This window comes from Deinococcus radiophilus, assembly GCF_020889625.1.
GTDB lineage: Bacteria > Deinococcota > Deinococci > Deinococcales > Deinococcaceae > Deinococcus > Deinococcus radiophilus.
This window is the reverse complement of sequence record NZ_CP086381.1, coordinates 130,929-152,121: the sequence shown is the minus strand read 5'-3', so window position 1 is coordinate 152,121 and position 21,193 is coordinate 130,929. Positions and strand designations below refer to the sequence as shown.

18 protein-coding genes are annotated in these 21,193 nt (G+C 64.0%); 4 read left to right on the top strand and 14 right to left on the bottom strand.

The window, feature by feature from the left end:
• Positions 1–22: 22 nt before the first annotated feature.
• From hisH to ptsP, 8 genes are all read right to left on the bottom strand, one after another.
• The gene (hisH, locus tag LMT64_RS11590) at positions 23–652 is read right to left on the bottom strand and encodes an imidazole glycerol phosphate synthase subunit HisH (RefSeq protein WP_126352988.1); all 630 of its coding nucleotides are present in this window, start codon (positions 650–652) and stop codon (positions 23–25) included.
• A gap of 83 nt (positions 653–735) precedes the next feature.
• Positions 736–1,824, bottom strand: coding sequence for a bifunctional histidinol-phosphatase/imidazoleglycerol-phosphate dehydratase HisB (hisB, locus tag LMT64_RS11585; protein ID WP_126352992.1), 1,089 nt, complete (start codon positions 1,822–1,824; stop codon positions 736–738).
• A 28-nt stretch (positions 1,825–1,852) separates the two neighbouring features.
• Positions 1,853–2,825, bottom strand: a protein-coding gene (locus LMT64_RS11580) for an IS630 family transposase (protein WP_229253457.1) whose coding sequence is annotated in 2 segments (ribosomal slippage) — positions 1,853–2,401 and positions 2,403–2,825 — 972 coding nt in all. Because the reading frame shifts where the segments join, the coding sequence is not laid out codon by codon here.
• A 113-nt stretch (positions 2,826–2,938) separates the two neighbouring features.
• Positions 2,939–4,246: a histidinol dehydrogenase gene (gene hisD, locus LMT64_RS11575; protein ID WP_126352663.1), complete on the bottom strand. Its 1,308-nt coding sequence runs from the start codon at positions 4,244–4,246 to the stop codon at positions 2,939–2,941.
• 34 nt (positions 4,247–4,280) lie between these two features.
• Positions 4,281–5,183, bottom strand: coding sequence for an ATP phosphoribosyltransferase (gene hisG / locus LMT64_RS11570; RefSeq protein WP_126352664.1), 903 nt, complete (start codon positions 5,181–5,183; stop codon positions 4,281–4,283).
• A 299-nt stretch (positions 5,184–5,482) separates the two neighbouring features.
• A complete protein-coding gene (locus LMT64_RS11565) occupies positions 5,483–7,327 on the bottom strand; it encodes a PTS fructose transporter subunit IIC (protein ID WP_126352665.1) in 1,845 nt (614 codons plus the stop codon).
• Positions 7,327–8,307: a 1-phosphofructokinase gene (gene pfkB, locus LMT64_RS11560; RefSeq protein ID WP_126352666.1), complete on the bottom strand. Its 981-nt coding sequence runs from the start codon at positions 8,305–8,307 to the stop codon at positions 7,327–7,329. The genes LMT64_RS11565 and pfkB overlap by 1 nt, the downstream gene beginning before the upstream one ends.
• Positions 8,304–10,832, bottom strand: a complete 2,529-nt coding sequence (gene ptsP / locus LMT64_RS11555) for a phosphoenolpyruvate--protein phosphotransferase (protein WP_126352667.1) — start codon at positions 10,830–10,832, stop codon at positions 8,304–8,306. The genes pfkB and ptsP overlap by 4 nt, the downstream gene beginning before the upstream one ends.
• Before the next feature lie 225 nt (positions 10,833–11,057).
• Here ptsP and LMT64_RS11550 point away from each other — a divergent pair, with 225 nt between their 5' ends.
• On the top strand, positions 11,058–11,825 hold the full coding sequence (locus LMT64_RS11550; RefSeq protein ID WP_229253515.1) for a DeoR/GlpR family DNA-binding transcription regulator: 768 nt from the start codon (positions 11,058–11,060) through the stop codon (positions 11,823–11,825).
• Between the two features lie 185 nt (positions 11,826–12,010).
• Here LMT64_RS11550 and LMT64_RS11545 read toward each other — a convergent pair whose 3' ends face one another.
• The 3 genes from LMT64_RS11545 to LMT64_RS11535 form a co-directional block, all read right to left on the bottom strand.
• Positions 12,011–12,751 (bottom strand): BON domain-containing protein, encoded by a 741-nt coding sequence (locus LMT64_RS11545; RefSeq protein ID WP_126352669.1) that lies wholly within the window; start codon positions 12,749–12,751, stop codon positions 12,011–12,013.
• A 133-nt stretch (positions 12,752–12,884) separates the two neighbouring features.
• Positions 12,885–13,460, bottom strand: coding sequence for a DUF1648 domain-containing protein (locus tag LMT64_RS11540; protein WP_126352670.1), 576 nt, complete (start codon positions 13,458–13,460; stop codon positions 12,885–12,887).
• Between the two features lie 63 nt (positions 13,461–13,523).
• Positions 13,524–14,909 carry an NCS2 family permease gene (locus tag LMT64_RS11535; RefSeq protein ID WP_229253514.1) on the bottom strand — a complete coding sequence of 462 codons (1,386 nt, stop codon included), beginning with the start codon at positions 14,907–14,909 and terminating at the stop codon, positions 13,524–13,526.
• Positions 14,910–15,200: 291 nt separating this feature from the next.
• Between LMT64_RS11535 and LMT64_RS11530 the strand changes: the two genes are divergently transcribed.
• On the top strand, positions 15,201–15,434 hold the full coding sequence (locus tag LMT64_RS11530; RefSeq protein ID WP_126352672.1) for a MarR family transcriptional regulator: 234 nt from the start codon (positions 15,201–15,203) through the stop codon (positions 15,432–15,434).
• 84 nt (positions 15,435–15,518) lie between these two features.
• On the opposite strand, the gene LMT64_RS11525 is transcribed toward LMT64_RS11530, so the two are convergent.
• On the bottom strand, positions 15,519–17,168 hold the full coding sequence (locus tag LMT64_RS11525) for an MDR family MFS transporter (RefSeq protein ID WP_126352673.1): 1,650 nt from the start codon (positions 17,166–17,168) through the stop codon (positions 15,519–15,521).
• Positions 17,165–17,704, bottom strand: a complete 540-nt coding sequence (locus tag LMT64_RS11520; RefSeq protein WP_229253513.1) for a MarR family winged helix-turn-helix transcriptional regulator — start codon at positions 17,702–17,704, stop codon at positions 17,165–17,167. The genes LMT64_RS11525 and LMT64_RS11520 overlap by 4 nt, the downstream gene beginning before the upstream one ends.
• Positions 17,705–17,850: 146 nt before the next feature.
• On the opposite strand from LMT64_RS11520, the gene LMT64_RS11515 reads away from it, so the two are divergent.
• Positions 17,851–18,273 (top strand): YbaN family protein, encoded by a 423-nt coding sequence (locus LMT64_RS11515; protein ID WP_126352674.1) that lies wholly within the window; start codon positions 17,851–17,853, stop codon positions 18,271–18,273.
• Positions 18,274–18,531: 258 nt separating this feature from the next.
• Positions 18,532–19,404, top strand: coding sequence for an RIO1 family regulatory kinase/ATPase domain-containing protein (locus LMT64_RS11510; RefSeq protein ID WP_126352675.1), 873 nt, complete (start codon positions 18,532–18,534; stop codon positions 19,402–19,404).
• 84 nt (positions 19,405–19,488) lie between these two features.
• Here LMT64_RS11510 and LMT64_RS11505 read toward each other — a convergent pair whose 3' ends face one another.
• Entirely contained in the window at positions 19,489–20,883 is a 1,395-nt protein-coding gene (locus LMT64_RS11505; RefSeq protein ID WP_126352676.1) for an NAD-dependent succinate-semialdehyde dehydrogenase, read from the bottom strand.
• Positions 20,884–21,193: the final 310 nt, after the last annotated feature.

The window sequence follows — 21,193 nt, the reverse complement described above, 5'->3', positions numbered from 1 at the left end:
GACCCTATCCGTTGCCGGGGAGTCATCCTTGCGCCTCCGATGCCTGCGGGTTCAGGTTCAGAAAGTTCTGCAGCAGCCGCGCTCCCGCCGGGCCGGAGCGTTCCGGGTGAAACTGCGCCCCGTAAAAGTTACCTTGACCCAGCACCGCGCTAAAGGGCTGGCCGTAGCCGGTCTGCGCCAGGGTGGCCGCGCCTACCGGCACGGCGTAGGAGTGAACGTAATACACGTAGGCTCCGTCCAGACCTTCTAAGAGTGGTGAAGGACGTGTCACCTCAAGGCGGTTCCAGCCCATGTGGGGCAGGGTCAGCCCACCGACCTCCATACGGCGTGTGGGCGCGTCAATCACGCCCAGGCCAGGCTGGTTCAGGCCGTTCCGCGCCGATTCTTCCGATTCGCGGGTCAGCAGCTGCATCCCCAGGCAGATGCCCAGCACCGGCTGGGTCAGTTCGCGCAGCACGCCCGGCAGCCCCAGCCGCTCCAGTTCTCGCATGGCGGCCCCAGCAGTCCCTACCCCTGGCAGCAGCACCCGCCCGGCGGCCCGCAGCGCGGTGGGGTCGGCCGTCACCAGCGGCGCTACGCCCAAGCGCTCAAAGGCGAAGACGACCGAAGCGAGGTTGGCGCAGCGGGTGTTGACGATGGCGAGGTCGGTCATCGGCGGACCTCCGCGCTGGATATTGCCATTGCCGCCACGAATCCTCTAACCCTAGGCAGGTTCAACTCAGCACCGCTGATCATCTACAGCACCCCCTTGCTGCTCGGCAGTTCGTTGCCTTCGCGGCGGATGCACTGGCGCAGCGCCCGCCCGAACACCTTGAACAGACTCTCGACCTGATGGTGCGCGTTGCCGCCGTCCGAGACGCTGAGGTGCAGCGTGGCCCCCAGCGTTTGGCTGAGGCTCTGGAAGAAATGCTCTACCAAGCTGGTATCCAGCTCCCCTACCTTCTCGCGGGTAAAGTGGGCGTCAAACACCAGGTAAGGCCGTCCCGACAGGTCCAGGGCACATTCAGCCCGCACCTCGTCCATCGGGAGGACGAAACCGAAGCGCCCGATGCCGCGCTTGTCGCCCAGCGCTTCCTTCAGCGCTTGGCCCAGCGCCAGTGCAGTGTCCTCAACGGTGTGGTGTTCGTCGATGTGCAGGTCGCCGGTCACCGCCACTTCCAGCGAGAAGCCGCCGTGCGTGGCGATCTGGTCCAGCATGTGATCAAAGAAGCCCAAGCCCGTCCCGATCCGAATGGGGCCACCCTGGTCCAGGTTCACCCGGACGGTGATGTCCGTCTCGCGGGTGGTGCGGCGCACTTCGGTCACCCGCTCACGGCCCAGCAGCGCGGCAGCGATCTGCGGCCAGGTTTGCCCGCCTTCTACGCCGCCCCGGCGGTAAAGCAGGCCCTGAATGCCCATATTCTCTGCCAATTCCAAGTCAGTCTGACGGTCCCCGATCACGTAGGAGCGCTCCGTATCGAAGCGGCGTTCCCGCAGTTCGTCCAGCACCAGGCCGACTTTCGGCTTGCGGCAGTCGCAGTGGTCTTCGGGAAAGTGCGGGCAAATGTATGCGGCATCAAAGGTCACGCCCTGCGACCTGAAAATGTCCAGCATCATCCGCTGCGGCGCGTCAAAGTCGGCCTGGGGAAAGCTGTCCGTGCCGAGGCCGTCTTGGTTGCTGACCAGCACCAACCGGAATCCGGCGGCTTGCAGGTCGCGTAGCGCGGGAATGACCAGCGGCTCGAATTCCAGCTTGTGAAGGGCGTCCAGCTGCTTGTCGGGCAGCGGCTCCAGCACCAGCGTGCCGTCGCGGTCAATAAAGAGGGTGGGGCGGGGTAAGGTCATGGTCATGTTGTCCTTTATTGATGACGTGCTAAGTCGGTAACACTTCAGGGTAGATACCTAGCAATTTGGCTGGGAGTTGCCGATAGCGGATTTTCGGCCATACCGTACGGAGGTAAGCCTTGAGTTGCTCCAGCGTCTCTGGGCAAAAATTGGCGAGTTGGTGGTGTTTGACATAGGCCCACACTCGTTCAATGGGGTTGAGTTCAGGGCTGTACGGTGGCAGGTACGTTAGGCTCAGTCGTTCATGTTGTGATACGAAGGCCGAAACGGCCTTCGCCTTATGGATTTTAGCGTTGTCCACCACAACAGTGATCTTCCCCTTGATGTGTCGCATCAGATGCGTCAAAAATGCGATGAAGCCCATCGCTTTGACCGACCCTTCGTGTGTCTGCTGGAAAAACTGGCCCTTAGACGTAATCCCGCCAATCACGGAGAGCTTTTTCCAATTGGTCTTGGCCAGAATCACTGGGGTCTGACCACGCGTGGCCCAGGTGTTGCCAATCACGGGCTTCATACTGATTCCGACTTCATCGGCCCAGACGATGGTTTCACCATCATCTATCTTTTTTTTCCAGGACTGGAAGCTCTGCTTCCAGCCAAGCGTCGACCTGCTCAGCATTCTGTTCCAACGGGCGTTTTTCTGCTTTCTGCCAGGAAAAGCCCCAGCGTAACAGCAGCTTTCCGACCCAGTCGTGGTCATACCAGACACCATATCTGCATCCAATCTCGTCGCGAATACGTGCGGTAGTCCAGCGCCCGTCTGGAAAACGCTGTGGATCTGGCCCTGCCTCAATCATCGCCATGATTTCAGCCACTTGGTGATCGGTGAGAAAGGAGGGACGTCCAGAGGAGAAAGTAGCTTCAAGGGTATCGCCATGTCGTAAGCGCTGCCGCCAGGTACGAACAGTGCTGGCGCTGACACCAAAACGCTGGGCAATCGTCTTGGAGGACAGGGTCATATCGGAGAGCATCGGAAGAGCGGCGAGTCGCCGCTCTTCCATCTGCTGACGTGTCCATCGGCTGGGCCGCCAAACCTCACTCACGGTTTCAGTCTAACTCTGTCGTGAACTTACCGCGTTATCAATAGAAATGGGATGCGGAGGTCTGCCGCGGCTTAGAGGTTGAGACGCGCTTCTATGGCCCGCGCATGTGCCTCAAGTCCTTCTTCACGGGCCAGGGCCGTCACAGTGGGGGCCAGGGCTTTCAGGCCGGAGTGGCTGAGTGTTTGCACGGTATAGCGCCGCAGGAAATCGTGTAGTCCCAGGCTGGAAGAGGCCCGCGCCGCGCCGTAGGTGGGCAGGACGTGGTTGGTTCCGGTAGCGTAGTCGCCGCCGGCGACTGGCGCGTAGTGCCCGACGAAGACCGATCCGGCGCGAATCTGCCCAGCCTGCTCGGCAGCCCGCTCGGTCTGCAGGCTGAGGTGTTCGGGGGCGTAGTCGTCGGCCACTTTGATGGCTTCGTCCAGGCTGCCGGTCAGGATCAGGCGGCAGGCGGTCAGGGCGCGGGCAGCGATGTCACGGCGTGGCAGGCGGTCCAGTTGCCTCGCCAGCTCGTGGCAGGTGGCCTCCAGCACTGCGGCGCTGGAACTCACGAGAATCACCTGTGAGTCGGCGCCGTGCTCGGCCTGCGACAGTAGATCGGCGGCCAGGAAGGCGGCGTCGGCAGTTTTATCCGCTACGATCAGCAGTTCTGAAGGTCCGGCGGGCATATCAATGGCCGGGCCGCCCGCTTCGCTGCTCACCAGGGTTTTGGCGGCGGTGACGTAAGCGTTGCCTGGCCCGAAAATCTTGTCCACGCGGGGCACACTTTCGGTGCCGTAGGCCAAGGCCGCTACGGCCTGTGCTCCGCCCACGGCCACCACATCGGTCACGCCAACTTTTGTGGCGGCGTAGCATACCGCTGGTGAGAGCAGGCCATCTGCGCCGGGCGGGCTACACAGCACCAGGTGCTGACAGCCTGCCAGCGCCGCCGGAATGCCCAGCATAAGCACGCTGGAAGGCAACACGGCGCTGCCGCCAGGAATGTAGAGTCCTACCCGTTGCAGTGGAGCGTAGCGCAGCTCGCAGATCACGCCTGGCTGCGTTTCGACCGTCACAGGCCGGGGCTGCTGGGCAGCGTGGAAGGCATAGATGTTGTCGTAAGCGGCGTCAATAGCGGCACGGACCTCGGCGGGGACGCGGGCCGCCTGGACTTCGACCTGCCCTGGGGTCAGCCGGGGCGTGGGCAACTCCACTCGGTCAAACTGCGCGGTCAGTCGCTGCAGCGCCGCGTCACCTTCTGCCCGTACTTGCTGCAGGATGCCTTGCACACGGGTCACGGTCTGACTTTCGGCAGCCTGCGCGGGCCGCTGCAGCAGCTCACGGCGCTGAGCGGCATCCAACTCAGCCCAGCGGGTGATGGGGGGGACAGAGAGATAGGTCATGGCAGGTTCCTCATGGGGGAGAGCGGAGCAGTGGTCACAGCATCTTCTCGATGGGCAGCACCAGGATGGAAGAGCAGCCCAGTTCGCGCAGTTGCTCCATCGTCTCCCAAAACAGGTTCTCGGTGCTGACCGCGTGAACGGCCACTTCGGTGTCGGTGTGGCCCAGCGGCAGGACGGTGGGGTGATCGGCGGGCAGTAGGGCAGTCACTTCTTCTAAGCGCTCTTTGGGCGCATGCAGCATGATGTATTTGCTTTCGCGGGCCTGCTGCACCCCGTCCAGGCGCCGCAGGATACGGTCCAGCGTGGCCTGCTGCCCCTGGGACAGGTCGCCGGGACGCCCGATCAGCTGGGCCTGGGAGCGGAAAATCACCTGTTGCTCGCGCAGACCGTTCGCCTCCAGTGTGGCCCCGGTGCTGACCAGATCACAGATGGCGTCGGCCAAGCCCGCGCGGGGAGCCACCTCCACCGAGCCGGTCAGGACCACCGGGCTGGCGTTCAGGCCCTCACGGCGCAGCCAGTCGCGCAGCAGATAAGGATAGGTCGTGGCGATGCGGCGGCCTTCCAAAGCGGCGCTGCCATGTTCCTCAAGGCGGGTAGCGATGCTCAGGCGGCAGTGCCCGAAGTCGAGTGAGCGCAGGGCCTGGTAATCGGCGGGGCTGCCGGTCTGGAGACGCTCTAGCCGCACCTCTTCCAACACGTTTTCACCCACGATGCCCAGGTCCACCACGCCGTCCATGACCAGGCCGGGAATATCGTCATCACGGACACGCAGCAGATCAATCGGCCAGCCCTCGGCGTGGGCGATCAGCTTGGCGCTTTGCAGGTTGAACCGCACTCCACTGGCTTGCAGCAGCGACAGGGTATCGTCGCTCAGGCGGCCCGACTTTTGCATGGCGATCTTCAGGCGGGGTCCAGAAGTGGTGTCAGATTGGATCATGAGGCTCCAAAGGCACGCCCCCCGGCGCCTGAGGTGGCTTTCCGGGGGGCATGCGGTTTGGAAACTCGGAAGAAGGCACCTTGGACTGGCCACCTTCCCGTTCCGGGACGTGGCTAGCGGCAATGATGGTGCACATCAACAAACATCAGTAGAGGCAGCTTAGGCTGCCGGGAGGGGGCCTGTCAATTGACAGGCCGAAGCCCTGCTGCGCCAAAGTTCGTTTTTACCGGACAAAAAAAGCGCTGGCCCCGCTGCCGACCAAGCGGCCGGGGCCAGTTGACAGTTGAAGGGAGGTTCGGTTACTCGTGGCTGGGTGTCGCCACTGATTCCTCCTGAGCGACGATGCGTTCATTACGTTCCAGCGGTTTCTTGAGCAGACCCAGCATCACGGTGCTGACCAGCGTACCGGCCAGGATGGCCACGATGTACATGGGCAGATTTGTTACGGCCCCTGGAATGGCGAGCACGAAAATGCCACCGTGCGGGGCGCGCAGCAAGCAGCCTGCCGCCATGCTGATCGCTCCGGCTACGGCACTGCCAGCCATCAGGGATGGAATGACGCGCAGAGGGTCACGGGCCGCAAATGGAATCGCCCCTTCGGTGATAAATGAAATGCCCAGCACCCCGGCGGCCTTGCCCGCTTCCTGCTCGTCGGGGGTAAAGCGGTTTTTGAAGATCAAGGTGGCGAAGAACAGCGCCAGCGGTGGCGTCATCCCGGCGGCCATTGCCGCGGCAATTGGGCCGTAGACCTTGGAGTCAATCAGGCCAGTGCTAAAGGTGTAAGCCGCTTTGTTGATCGGGCCGCCCATGTCGAAGGCCATCATGGCCCCGATGACTGCGCCCAGGACACTCGCGGAAGTGTTGCCCAGGCTATTGAGCCAGTTGGTCGCTGCCGTGAGGGCACTGGCCATCGGGCCACCCAGCACGAAAATCATCAGCAGGCCGGTGAACATGGTTCCCAGCAGCGGCAACAGCAGGGTGGGTTTCAGCCCTTCCAGGGTACGCGGTAGGCGAATGCCGTTATTCAGCCACTTGACGATGTAGCCTGCCAGAAATCCAGCCACGATACCGCCCAGAAAACCGGACCCGGTGGATACGGCCATCATGCCGCCGACCAGCCCAGGCGCCAGACCAGGACGGTCCGCGATGGAATAGGCGATATAACCAGCCAGCACAGGCACGAAAAGGCCAAACGCTCCGGTTCCGCCGCCGATGGTCATCAGGGCCTGGGCGAATGGTCCTTCGGCACTGATGCCTCCAAAAGCAAAGGCCAGCGCGATCAGGAGGCCGCCCGCCACCACCAGCGGCAGCATGTGGCTGACGCCGGTCATCAGGTGCTTGTAGATTTCGCCGCCCAGACCTTGGCCCGCTGCGGCCTCGTTCTTGGCCGCTTTGGCGGCGGCGGCCTGTGCTACGAAATCCCCGCCAGTTGCTGCGCCGTAGACAGGGGCTTCGTCCAAGGCACGCTGCACTACGGCCTGCCCGTCGCGGATGGCCGGCTTGGTCCCGGTCTGGTACACCCGCTTGCCCGCAAAGCGGCTGAGGTCCACGTTGGTGTCGGCGGCGATAATCACCACGTCGGCCCCGGCGATCTCTTCGGCGCTCAGGGCGTTGCCGGCCCCCACGCTGCCCTGAGTCTCGATCTTGACGGTTCGGCCCAGGGCTTTTGCGCCGCCTTCCAACCCCTCGGCGGCCATGAAGGTGTGGGCGATGCCGGTGGGGCAGGAAGTGACCCCGACCACGCTGGGACCAGTGCTGCTGACGGTGGCTGCCGCTGGGGCGGGAGTCGCTGGGGCCGCACTGACTGAGGTAGGAGTGACCGGCGCACTGACCGTCTGAACAGTGGTGCCGGAGGTATTCACTGCGCCAGTGTTGCCCAGGCCGGCGCGGTCCAAGACGCCAGCCGCGTCCGCAATAAGCTCGGCAGGGGAGGTGCGCATCACAGTTCCGGAGTGGGCCGGAGGAGCACTGTCAGAAGCCCAGAGCAGGGTATCCGCTCCGCTGAGGTCGGCGGCCGTGGAAGACTGAAGCACCCTGAGCTGGTGGCCGCGCGCCTCGGCGGCCCGTTGCAGCGCCTGGGCAGCCAGGGCGCGGGTCATGCGGCTCTGCGGGAGGTCGTCGGTATAAAAGGCAATCTGGGCCATTACAGTTCTCCTTGTTCTCGTAACTGAGGTTGGATCTGCACCTGTTGTTGCAGGGCCAAGAGGTCCGCATGGGGCGGCAGGCCAGCTCCCAGGCGGGTGACGTTTCCGGCGCTGAACGCAGTGGCGCGGCGCAGAGCGTCAGCGGGACTCAGGCCCTCCAGCCGGGCCGATACCAGACCAGCCACCATCGCGTCTCCAGCACCCACAGTGCTCACCACGGCCACCTGGGGCGGGCGGGCGAGAACGGCGCCGCCGTTCCAGACCAGCCAGGCTCCCTCCTCACCCAGCGAGAGGGCCACCCACTCGGCCCCCCGGTTCAGCAGTTCGTGGGTGGCGGCCAGACGTTCGGCGTCGCTAGGCAGTTCGCGGCCCAGGGCCGCCTCCAGTTCGTGAATGTTGGGCTTGAGCAGCTGCGGCAGCTGCGGTGCGTTCAGGACAGCCGTCAGTGCCGCGCCGCTGGTGTCCACGGCCAGCAGGGGGCCAGCCGGGGTGCGGAGTGCCTGGATCAGTTCAGCGTAAAAGTCACTCGGCACGCCCGGCGGGAGGCTACCAGACAGCACGACCGCACTGTGCTGCGGCGCCAGACGACGCAGGTTGGCAGTGAGGGCGGCCACTTGCTCTGGAGTGACCTGCACGCCCGGCAGGTTGAAGTCGGTGGTGCTCTGACTGAGGGGGTCCACGATCTTCAGCCCCAGGCGTGTCTCGCCCGGCACCCGCATAAAATGGTCCTGAATGCCGCGCTCCCGGAACAGCTCCTCAAAGGGGCTGGCGTTGCCCTGGCCCAACCAGCCCGCCGCGCTGAGTTCAATAGTGCTTTCCCCGTGCGCGGCCCAGTCGGCCAGTACAGCGGCCACGTTCACGCCTTTGCCGCCCGCGTCGGTCTGGGCGCGGTCCACCACGTTCACTGCACTTGGCTGCCAACCAGGGGCCTGCACCGTCAGGTCCAGCGCCGGGTTGGGGGTGACCGTCAGGACCCTCATGCGTTCATCTCCTTGGTCCTAGAGAGCAGCTCCTCGGCCAGAGCGCGGACGCCGGCAGCGTCGGGCTGGGCCAGCGCCTCGCGTCCCAGGGCCTGCAACTGCGCCAGGTCATATTCCCGCAGCGCCGCCTTGACGGTGGCCACGGCTGGGGTACTCACTGACAGTTCACGCACGCCCAGCCCAGCCAACACGAGAGCGCCCACCGCTTCGCCTGCAGCGCCGCCGCACACTCCCACCCATTTGCCGTGGGCCTGGGCAGCCTCGGCAGTCACGGCGATCAAGCGCAGCACGGCAGGGTGCATGGCGTCGGTCTGCGCCGCCAGCAGCGGGTGCAGGCGGTCCATCGCCAGGGTATAGCCCGTCAGGTCGTTCGTTCCCACACTGAAAAAGTCCACTTCGGGGGCCAGTTCACGGGCCAGCAGCGCTGCCGAGGGCACTTCGATCATCACGCCCACTGGGATAGGCGGTACATTCAGCTCGGCGCGGACGTCGTCCAGCATGGCCTTGGCGCGGCGCAGATCAGCCAGGGTGGCAATCATCGGAAACATGACATGAACATTCGGGTGGTCCCCCGCGACCCGGACGATGGCCCGCAATTGCGGCAAAAAGAGGTCCGGGCGCTCAAAGCACAGCCGGATGCCGCGGATGCCGAGGAAAGAATTGTCCTCATGGGCCAGGCCCAGATAAGGCACTTCCTTATCCCCGCCGATATCAAGGGTACGAATCACCAGGGTGCGGTCCCCCAGCGCCTGCGCCATCGCGCGGTATTCGCGTTCCTGCTCGGCCTCGGTGGGGGCGTGGTCGCTTTCCAGAAACAGAAACTCGGTCCGCATCAGTCCCACGCCCTCGGCCCCGGCGTCCAGTGCCGCCTGCGCGTCGGCGGCGCGGTTCACGTTGGCGGCCACTTCAATGTGGGTGCCGTCGCGGGTGGCGCCAGGCTGCATCCGTCCCTGGTAGGCCGCCTGGCGGACAGCCTCCAGCCGCTCGCGCTGCGCCTGCGCCGCCTGCAGATCGGTGGGTGAAGGGTCAAGGTACAGCCGTCCGCTGCTGCCATCCAGAATGGCGGGTGTCCCGTCAGGGATATCGCGCAGGCCAGCGCCCGCAGCCACCACGGCGGGTACCCCCAGGCCGCGCGCCATAATCGCCGTGTGGCTGGTGGGTCCGCCGACTTCGGTGGCAAAGCCTAGCAGGGTGTCCAGACTCAGCCGGGCCGTGTCGCTGGGGGTCAGGTCAGGCGCCAGCAAGATAAACGGCTCGCCCGTATCCATCGCCTGCTCGGTGCCCAGGCCCAGCAGGTGGCGCAGGACCCGGCGCTGCACGTCACTCAGGTCCACGGCGCGGCCTGCCAGTACGGGGTCATCCAGCCGTTCCAGGGCGGCGATGCGCCCAGCGGTCACCTGCTGATAGGCCCAGGCTGCGCCGTGACCATCCAGCATCAGGGCGGCGGCCTCTTCCAACACGCCGGTATCGTCCAGCAGCTCCTGATGGGCGCGGAAGATAGCGGCCTTCTCGGCCCCGAACCGGGCCTGCACATCCTGAATGGTCAGGTCCAGGTCGGCCCGCGCGGCGCTCAGCGCCCGGTCCAGGGCCGCGGCGCTCTGGGCGGGGTCTTCCGGGGCGTCCTGCACCTCCAGCGCCTGCGCCCGGAACTGCCGCACCGGACCCGACACCAGACCCTCGGAGGCCGGGACGCCCTCCAGGGTGGCCCTCACCTGCTGCGGTGTCCACGCAGGCTCACGTCGGGTGGGGGCTGCTGGCTGCTGCGCAGCACTCAAGTCGTCCCCCAGACCGGAGCGTACGGCGTCGGTGGCCGCTTGGAGCAGCGCTTCGCGGTCGCTGCTCAGCACCAGAGGCGTGCCCTGTTTCAGGCCCAGCGCCAGCACTTCCATCAGCCGCGTGGCGTCGGCACTGTTCGGCTCACCTTCGCGGGCCAGGCGCAGTTGGCCGCCTTGGGCCTTGACGAGCTGCGCCAGCCGGGTGGCTGGGCGGGCGTGCATGCCCTGCGGGTTGGGCAGGGTCACGCGGGCGGTGTAGGGCAGGGCCGGGGCAACTGGGGCGCTGGGTGCCGGTGCTGTTGCGGCCTCAGCGGGAGTATGAACGGCTGGGGCACCCAGCGCCGCTTGAACCTCGGCCGGGTCGTGGGTGGTGCTGAGACGTTCGACCAGTTCGGGGTTGTTCAGTACGCGGGTGAGCTGGCGCAGGATATCCAGGTGCTCGTCGCTGGCCGCCGCGATGCCGACCACCAGCCGTGCCCGGTCGCCGTCCCAGTCCACTCCGCCGGGCAGTTGCAGCACGGCAATCCCGGTCTGGCGGATCAGATGCCGGGTGTCTGGGGTGCCATGCGGAATGGCGATCCCACTGCCCAGATAGGTGCTGACCTGTGCCTCACGGTCCAGCATGCCCTGCACATAGGCGGGGTCGGTACGGCCAGCGTCGGCCAGGAGCGCCGCGACCTGACGGATGGCGGCCTCTTTGCTGTCGGCCTGCGCGCCCAGGCGAATCAGTTGGGTCGGAAGCTGAATCATAGGTAGAACCTCCTGCAGAGATCAGGGAAATGTTCGGGCTTTCCTGCTGAGCCCAGGGGACAAGGCTTGGACAATCATGATCTAAATTGAGCAAAAATGATTATTAAGAATACCGCTCAGCCTGCCCGTCTTGCAAGGACAACACGGTGGGTGGATAAAAGTGTCGGTTCACCGCTGAAATTAGTGTTGTCAGCAACTGAGCATCCGGATTAAAATTGAGCGAAGATGAGCAATTTGCATCCTCAGCAACGGCAGCAGCGCATCCTTGACTTGCTCAGCAGCCAGGGGTTTACCCGGACCCAGGGCCTGATCGCGGCTCTGGGGGCCAGCGGGGCCACTGTGCGGCGTGACCTGGAAGTGCTGGCTGCCCAGGGGCAGCTTGAGAGACTGCACGGTGGGGCTGCCCCGCTGAGCCGTGACATCCGCTATCTGGAGCGCCAGAGTCAGAGCGCCGGGGCCAAGCAGGCCCTGGCTGAGCTGGCCTGTGACCTGATCGCGCCGGGTCAGACCGTGTATCTGGACGCCGGGACCACGGCGCGGGCGGTGGCGGCGGCACTGCGCACCCGCCCCGCCCTCACGGGGACGCTGCGGGTGGTTACGCACGGGCTGGATGTGGCCTACGAGCTGAACGGCGAATGTTGCTTGTACGTGGTGGGCGGCGAAGTGTATGGCAGCACCTACAGCCTGACGGGCCCCGATGCGCTGCGGGCGCTGGAACAGTATACCTATGACCTCTTTTTCGTGGGCTGCACCAGCATTGACCCCGAGCGGGGCCCGACCAACTCCAATCTGACCGAAGCCCACCAGAAATCTGCTGTGATGGCCCGCTCGGCCCGCACGGTCCTGATTGCCGACAGCGCGAAATGGGGCGTACGTGGGTTTGCGCCGTTCGCTGGCTTTGCAGAGTTGCATGGTTGGGTGACCGACGCCGCCCCCGCCGAGGCCCGCCGGGTGATGGCCGCAGAGGGTGTGCAGGTACAGAGCGTGACCTAAACATGGGCTAGGCCCTGGTCAGCGGTTGTAGGTGAATGACCCATCGGACCAGTGGATGAGCCGCGCGGAGATGCACTGCTCTCCATCAAAGCATTGTTGCTCCCTGATGCCCCAACTGGAACGTAGAAAATAGACCAGGACTCTACCCCCGGTCTTCACAAGGTCGCTGTATTTCCGGCTGAATGTCAGCGGTGGCTTTGCAGGCGCAACTGATTATGGACGTCACGCACGCCGCGCACATCTTCTGCGCAGTCGGTAGCGCTGCGCTTTTGCTGGCGGTCTGCCACCGTACCGCTGAGGGTTACTTCGCCAGCTTCTACCGTGACCTCAATGTCGCTGGCATCCACCCAGTGCGAGTCTTCCAGTGCCTCGTTGACCTCCTCGCGGATGCGTTCATCGCTGCGCTGGTGTCCCCTGGGGCCTTTACCGCGGTGGCTTTGCATGGCCTGTTCGGCGCTGTAGGCTCCGGCCACATGCACGCTTTGGCGGGCCGGTCCTTCGCTCCAGCGATCCTGCTCGCGGCGTTCACCGTGGGAAGGGCGCTCCAGACGGGTCTGACCGTAGTGGCGTCCATCGTCATAGCCACGTTCGCCCAGTTCACGGCGGCCCTGGTCGGCCACATAGTTTTCTTCAGTGCGGTATTGCCACTGGCCGTCCCGTGGCTGGCGCTGGCGTGGGCCGTCGTTGACGTACTGACGTGATCCCGGATGGATAAAGCCCTGGCCGTCGTCATCGGTGTCGCCCCGGCGGTAGTCACCGCGCATGAACGTGTCCATGTCTACTTCGCCCCGGCGGGCGCTGCGCTGGTCACGCTCCTGCAGGCTCATGTCGGCCTGGCGCACGGAGCGGGGCTGATCATGGTAGTCGTAATCGTAGTCGCTGCTGCCAAAAGAACGGCCTACTCGTTCGTCACGGTTGCGGGTCATAAAGCTCCTTTCGCCCAGGGTTAGAGCAAAGTGGTTCGGACCTGGGCTGTCAGACCCTTCTACTCAAGCAGCCCGCCAAGCGGGGCGGGTGCATGGGCCGTAAGGTGGCCTTGGCGTTGATCTCATGGAGGGTTTACGGTTGGCGGGCCGTCCTTGGGCCGCTCTGCCAGGACCACACCCCAGTGAGCAGCAGGCCCAGCAGCCACAGCCAGGACAGCATGGTCGTTTTGGGCAGTGCGGCATACAGCAGCGTGAACAGGCCCAGTGCTTGCAGCAGCTTTTGCATCTGCTGGGGAGCACCTCTGCCAGCTACGTCTGGACGGGTCGCTTGGCCCAACACCCGCCCCAGCAGCAGCAGTCCACCCAGCGCCGCGAAGGTCCAGTCCAGCGGGGGCAACCCTGTCAGGAGCCCCGAATCGGTGGCCGTATCCAGCACCAGACCCAATGGGAGCAGCAGCATTCCTGTCAGCGCCGGGGCCGACTGTTGCACTCCCGGCTGAGCACGTAGGGCGTCCCAGACGACCACGGCTGTGAACCCTAAGAACACCAATCCGCCCAGCATCGCCCCACGTTCGCCGAAGCGGTCGGGCTGACCGTCCAACCCCCAGTGAACTGGGATGCTATCAGGCAGTTGTGGCCAGAGCCAGAACGTCAGCAGGACGATACCCAGCGCCAGCAGTAGGTTGATGGTAGGGAAGAAAACACGCATCCTGCTCCAAAGTATAAAAAAGCCGCCAGGAAAGCTCTCCTGGCGGCCTGGTATTAAGAAAAATCATTCCCCCAGGTAGACGTAGCGCAGCGCCAGCAGCAGCGCGATGCCGTACAGAATCGGGGAGACTTCGCGGCCCCGGCCACTCAGCAGCTTGAGGCCGCAGTAGCTGATCACCCCAAAACTGACGCCGTTGGCGATAGAGAAGGTCAGCGGCATGAACAGCAGCGTGAGGAAAGCGGGCAGCGCCTCAGTGATGTCGTCCCAGTCCACGTGCTTCAGGCCTTCGAGCATCATCGCGCCCACCAGAATCAGCGCCGGGGCGGTGGCGGCCCCCGGAATGGCTGAGGCCAGCGGCCAGAGGAACATGGCCAAGAGAAACAGTACGGCGACGGTGACCGCGACCAGGCCAGTACGCCCGCCTTCTTCAATTCCGCTGGCACTTTCGACATAGGCGGTGGTGGTGCTGGTCCCCATGAAAGCGCCAAACATGGCGGCCAGACCGTCGCTGGCGAACAGGCGCCGGGCGCGCGGCATTTCCTGGCCTTCTTTCATATAGCCAGCGCGGTGGGCCAGGCCGGTCAGGGTGCCGGTGGCATCGAAGAAATCCACAAAGAAGAACGTCAGCACTACGCTCAGGACGCCCAGGCCCAACGCCCCGGCAAGGTCCATCTGCCCGACCAGATCGCCGGGCCAGATCGGAGCGCTGATGATGCCCGCAATAGACCCGGTAAAGCCGCTAAAGGCTCCCAGGGTGCCGTCAGGGCCGACGTATACCTGTGCTCCAGTCACGATGGCAATCAGGGTGCTGGCCAGGATGCCCCACAGGATGGCTCCGGTGACGCGCCGCGCCATCAGGGCTCCGGAGATGAGCAGGCCGATCATGGCGATCCAGACCGGGGCACTGGTCAGTTGCCCCAGGCCCAGCAGGGTGGCTTCGTTATCCACGACAATACCGGCGTTCTTCAGGCCGATAAAGGCCAGAAAGGCTCCGATGCCGCCCGTGATGGCCAGCTTCAGCGAGAGCGGAATGGCGTCCACGATGGCCTGCCGTGCTCCCACCACGCTCAGTAGGACGAACAGGATCCCGGAGATAAACACGGCGCCCAGTGCTGTCTGCCAGGGGATGCCCATGCCCAGCACCACCGTGTAGGCGAAAAAGGCGTTCAGGCCCATGCCGGGTGCCTGTGCGAAAGGGTACTTGGCAACCAGGCCCATCACCGCCGAGCCGAAGGCCGCCGCGATGGCCGTGACCATCAGCAGTTGCACGAAGGCGTTAGGAACGTCAATCGCCGCCGATAGAATCTGCGGGTTGACGAACAGGATGTAGCTCATGGTGAGGAAGGTGGTCAGGCCAGCGCGCAGCTCGCGGCGAACCGTGGTGTTCGCCTCGGTTAGACCGAAGAAGCGGTCCAGCCAGGGGCGGCGGGTAAAAGGAATCTGGGTCATGGGTCTCCTTGCAGGAAGTGAGTATCAGTCCTGCGGCTGGGTTGGGCGAACAAGAGCAGGCGGCACGGTGAGAAGGGCCCTGAAAAGCCCGTGTGGCTGCCGAATTCGGCGGGAGTGAAGGAGGCGACTTATAAAGGCACCTTGAGCGAACTCACATGTTTTATCCTACCGGGCAGCGGCTGGCTAGTCCTTGGCTGCCGCTGCAAGGCTGGCCCTGAGATATGGGTAACCTTCAGGGGTCACAAAGCCCCGGCACAGAGAGCCGACTGCCCCCCCTTTTAGACTGGGAGCATGACTACTCTCTCTGAGACGCTGCGGGTGCTGGATTTTCTGACCCGCGAGGCCCCCAAAGCCCATTCTGCCGATGAGTTGGCTGCCCTGCTCGAGCTGGACACGGCGGCAGTGCAAGTGGCCCTGACCGAACTGGAACGGCGGGGAGAGGTGTCCCCGGAACAGGTGAGCGGCTACGGCGACAGCGACACCCTCTGGCGGGCCGCTAAGACAGGCGGCGCTGAGAACAGCTAAGCTCTGTCATTACACAAGCGATAAAAAAAGGAGGCGGCGCGTCGGCGGCCTCCCTTTTCTCTGTGTGCCGATCAATTGTGCCGATCAATCGTTGGCGGGCGTGGGCTCAGCCGACCTTTGAAGGTCAGATGCAGAAGCCTCAGGCTGCTCTTTGGCGGCTGTGCCCCGTCCCCGCAGTGACAGTTCCGGCAGCAGTAAGCTGGTCAGAAAAGCCGCCGCCATCAGCAGGCCTGACCACAGGAAGACCTGGGACAGTGACCCGGCCAGCACCTCACGGGCAGCGGTGAGTACAGGCTCCAGCAATTCGGCTTGACCGCTGGCCTGAAGGTCACGGGTCAGCGTGGCAATGGCGTCGGGGTTGCTCAGCAAGTTCGGGTCGGTCACTTCGGCCCGCACACCGGCAGGCAGCTGATCCACCTCGGCTGGCAGGGCTCCGTTCAGGTGACGCGCCATATAAGCGGCGACCAGCGCACCGTACAGACTGACCGCCAGGGTGCCGCCGATCTGGCGGTAAAACTGCATAGACCCGGTGGCGCTGCCCACCTCTTCCGGTGGCGCAGCCACCTGAATGGCCAGGGTCAACTGGGCGTTGATCCCGCCCAGGCCTACGCCGGTCAGGACCATCAGGGCAATGGCCCACCACATCGGGGTGTGCAGGCCCAGCGTGGCGGTCAGCAGCATGCCGACGGTGGCGACCAAGGCACCCAGAACAATGACGGGTTTATAGCGCGCGTAACGGCTGACCCACCGTCCGCTCAGGGTGCTGGACAGCACCATGCCGCCCATCAGGGGCGCCAGTGCGAGGCCGCTGATGGTGGCTGAGGTGCCGCGTACGCCCTGCATGTAGAGCGGCAGATACATCACGGCAGCGAACATGGCTGCACTGGTCAGAAAGCCGGTCAGTGAACCGAGTGAAATGGTGGGCACCCGCAGCAACCGCAGATCCACAATCGGTTGTGCGGCTTTCATGGAGTGCCGGGCGTAGGCCAGCCCACTGACGACGGTCAGTGCCAGCAAGCCGAGGATGGTAGGGCTGGTCCAGGCGTGGACGGCACCGCCCCAGGAAGTGGCGAGGGTCAGCGCCGTGACAGCAGTGGTGAGCAGCGCGATTCCGATGACATCCAGGCCCCGCGCCGCGTCCGGCTTGGAGGGGGGCAACCTGAAGTAGCGCCAGATGAAGTACCCGGCCAGCAGGGCGAACGGCAGGTTCACGAAAAACACCGAACGCCAGCCCACATGGTCGGTCAAAAACCCGCCTACCAACGGTCCCACCACCGAGCTGACCCCCCACACGGCCCCGGTGTACCCCTGGTACTTGCCGCGTTCAATCGGCGTGAAGATGTCGGCAATCGCCGTAAAGGCCATGGCCATCAGCGCACCACCGCCGATGGCCTGCACGCCGCGTAGGGCAATCAGGCCGTTCATATCTTGCACGAAGGCCAGCGCAGCGCTGCCCAATGCAAACACGACAATGCCGAACAGCAAAATGGGGCGCCGACCCAGCCGGTCGCTGAGGGTGCCGGCAATCGGAATGGTGATGGTCGTCACCAGCGAGTAGATGGTAAAGGCCCAGGCATACAGCTCAAACCCGCCCAGCTCGGAGATGATGCGCGGCATGGCGCTGCCGACTACGGTCATGTTGATGCTGGCCAAAAAAAGCACCGTCAGGATGCCGATAAAAGCCATCTGCTTCTCGCGGGAACTGAGGGTGATCGGCGTTGGCGGAGGGGTCATGCCCTGGCCTCCTGAAGCGGTTGGGACTGCGGGTCAGTGGTGGATGGGCCAGGGGAGGGCCGTGTCGCCGCCTGGTCCAGCGCAGCTTCCAGGGTGGACAGACTGGCGGCGGCAGCGCTGACAGCGGCGGTATCTACCCGCCCGAACTCTTGCAGCACCGTATGGCGCGAAAGCTGGCGCATCTGCCCGCGCAGCGTCTCGCCTGCTGGCGTGGCGCGCAGCTGACAGCGGCGCAGATCGCCCGGTACCTGGCCGCGTTCCAGTAAGCCTTGGTCCTCTAGAGCCGAGATCAGCCGGGTCACGGTGGGCGGTGTCAGGCCCAGCGATTCGGCCACTTGACTGGGAGTGTCCTGGCCGTCTACGACAGTAGCCAACACCAGCAATTGGCGGATATTCAGCCCCAATTCGGCTTCGAGAGGGCCATCCACGGCGACTGTAAAGCGGCGTGAGAGCCGCAGCACCGCGCGGACCAGATCAAACAATTGCTGGTCGGTCTCGGTGGGCGTGAGGGGAGGGGGAGAAACAGCTTCTGTCATTTCGTATGGAACTATTTCATCTGAAACTATCCGCCGCAACGTATCACTGGGTCATTTCGCTTTAGTCGGCCCTAGGTTGCCTCTCATGGTGGTCTGGCCATTTCAGGTGACGGTTGGCAGCGACAGGTAACCCGTATGCTGTCAGCATGACCGTTCCTCCGCCTGCCCCGCCGCCCCCACCGGAGGACCGCTGGCTCTTGCCGGCTCCGCTACGTCCACTGGCGATTGTGACTGGGCTGCTGCTCAGCGGCCTGGGCGTGCTTGGAACGGTGCTGCCTGGGATGCCCGGCACGGTGTTCTTGATTGGTGCGGCCTGGCTGTTTTCCCGCTCCAGTCCCCGCTTTGAACGCTGGCTGCTGGATCTGCCGCTGGTGGGGCCGTTGGTGGACGACTACCGCCGGGGCCTGGGCATGCCGCGCCGTGCCAAATGGATCGCCTACTTGAGCATTGCCATTGCCGTGAGCTTCAGCCTGGGCCGGATCCCCGTGCTTGTCGGGCAGGTGTGCTGGGTGCTGGTGGGGCTGGCTGGCATCTGGTACATCGCCGCGCGGGTGCCGACCAAGGCTTGACGAACCTCATCACCTATTCCACCGTTCAAGGGGGTTGGGGGCTGAATCAGATGGGCATTGAATATTCCGCTCTGCATTTTGCTAAGCTGTACTCTCACTGCGTAAAGGAGGTGCGATATGACAAAAATTGATCTCAACAATCAGACGGCTACCCCACTGAGTTTCATTCAAGTAGATCGGAGTTGTTTTGCTTCTTTTTGTTCGTGTTTTGCCCTCCTTGGTGCCTGTCCTCGGCCCCAAACCTGAGCAGGTTCACCCATGAGTCCCCGCTTTTCTCTGGAAGGGTGGGACGACGGTGACCAACGCCTGCGCCGCAAAAAAATCAGACCTCAAGCCCGCCGTAAGCTGTCTGACCTCACTGCCGATGAGAGCGGGGAGGTGGCAGATGATGTTATTCGGCGCCTGTTGAACCTGGGGCATATTTCCGAACTGGTTTCTGAGCTCAAAAGCGGCAAGGAAGCCACTACTTACCTGGCCCGCAGCGAAAAAGGCAGTGTATTGGTCAAGATTTACCGTGATCTGTCGGCCCGCAGTTTCAAGAACGATGGCATATACCGTGCAGGTCAGGTGATTACGGATCAGCGTGCAGCCCGCGCCATGGCCAACCGCACCCGTAAGGGGCTGGAAATGCTGCAATTTGACTGGGTGATGGCCGAGTACGCCCACCTGTGGCAGCTGTGGCAAGCGGGTCTCAGCGTACCGGAGCCGCTGGTCGGCCCCAATGTCAAAACCTACGCTGGAACGGTTCCTGCGGTGCTGATGCGCCTGATCGGGACTGAGGACGAGCCTGCGCCACGTCTCAGCGAAGTGCGGCTGACCTCCTGCGAAGCTCAGCAGGCCTGGCAGCAAGCCGTGCAGGGGATGGCTGACATGCTCCGGCTGGGTTACGTGCACGGCGATTACAGCACCTACAACTTGCTGTGGTGGCAAGGCAGCGTAGTCATCATAGATTTTCCCCAGCTGAGTACCCGGCAGAACCCGAACTTCGATTTGCTGCTGCGCCGCGATGCCCAGAGCCTGAGCAGCAGCTTTCGGAGGCATGGGGTGCAGTGGACTGGTGAACAAACTCTGCGCGAAGTACGCCGCCGGGCACAGGGGGCAGGGCCGGAGCCACGCTTGTGTTTACCCTGATTTGATTCAGAGAAATTGAATCTCCAATAATCAGCCGCCGCCTGCACCCGTATCACTGGGCAGGCGGCGGCTGAATATATGCGTTTACTCGGTCTTGCTGGTGTCCACGCCGCCGTCACCGACCAGGATGGACTTGGAGTTCACGAATTCCAGGATGCCTTCGCGGCCCAGTTCGCGCCCGAAGCCGCTGGCCTTGACGCCGCCGAAGGGCAGACGTGGGTCCGAAGCCGACATAGCGTTGATAAAGGTCGCGCCCGCTTCCAGCCCCTCAATAAAGCGCTCCTGCTCGGCCTCGTCGTTGGTCCACACGCTGCTGCTTAGGCCGAAGCGGGTGGCGTTGGCGAGCTCAATCGCCTCGTCCACGCTGCCTACCACATACAGGGTGGCCACCGGGCCAAAGGCTTCTTCGGCAAACAGCTGCATCTCGGGGGTGATACCGCTCAGTACGGTGGCGGGGTAGTGGTAGCCGCTGGTCTGGGGAATCTCGCCGCCCACGAGCAGCTCGGCGCCTTTGCTTACGGCGTCTTGCACCTGTTCGTGCAGTTCCTCGCGGATCTTGGCGGTGGCCAGCGGGCCGAGGTCCACATCTTCCTGCATGGGATCGCCCATTTTCAGCGCGCCCATCTGCTGCACGAAACCGTCACGGAACTGCTCGTACACGTCGCGGTGGACGATGAAGCGCTTGCCTGCAATGCAGCTCTGGCCGTTGTTGATGGTGCGGGCGGTCACGGCGGTGCCGATGGCCCCTTCGAGGTTGGCGCTGGGCATCACGATAAAGGGGTCTGAGCCGCCCAGTTCCATCAGGGCGGGTTTCAGCACGTCCCCGGCGGTGCTGGACACGGCGCGGCCTGCACCCTCGGAGCCGGTCAGGCTGACGCCTTTGACGCGCTCGTCGCGCAGCACCGCTTCCACGTCGCGGGCGCCGATCATCAGGGTCTGGAAGGTGCCTTCGGGGAAGCCGGCGTCACGGAAGATATCCTCAATCGCCATGGCGCAGCCGGGCACGTTGCTAGCGTGCTTGAGCAGTCCGGTGTTGCCGGCCATCAGGGTGGGGGCCGCAAAGCGGAACACCTGCCAGAAGGGAAAGTTCCAGGGCATGACGGCCAGGATCACGCCCAGCGGCAAGTAACGCACTTCGGCGCGTTGGCCGTCCATCTTGATCGGCGTCGGGGCCAGGTGATTCTCGGCTTCCTGCGCGTAGTAGCGGCAGGCTTTGGCGCATTTCAGCACCTCCTGGCGCGAAGATTCCAGGGTCTTGCCCATCTCATTGGTGGCCAGTTCGGCCAGGCTTTCCACGCGCTCTTCCAGCAGGTCGGCGGCGCGGTTCATGAGGGCGGCGCGCTCGGCAAAGCTGGTGCGGCGGTAAGTCAGGAACGCCTGATGGGCCTGTTCCACCATGGCCTGGGCCTGCTCAGGAGTGTGTGAAGCGTAGTCCTGGAGGGCTTCTCCAGTGTGAGGATTGGTGGCGGTGATGGTCATGGGCTCATCATAGCGGCCACTCAGACGGCTTGGACGGGCCTGGGTTCAGGCTGAAATGGCGCCAACTTCATCGGGCCTGATCCGGCCTGGGTGACTCTCCAGACAAAAAATTGCGTTGAGAACGCCAAGAATTCCATCGTTATTGGATTTGGACAGTTCTACAAGTGGCCTGTGCATTTGCATTCGGACAAGGCAGCCAGACTTGTCCTAAATGTGAGGACGTTGGGGCAATAGGCGGTCCCTGCGCCCAGCTCCAAAAGCAAGTGGCCGTCTTGGGGATGAGCTGTCAGGAGGTAAGCAGCTGTCTGTA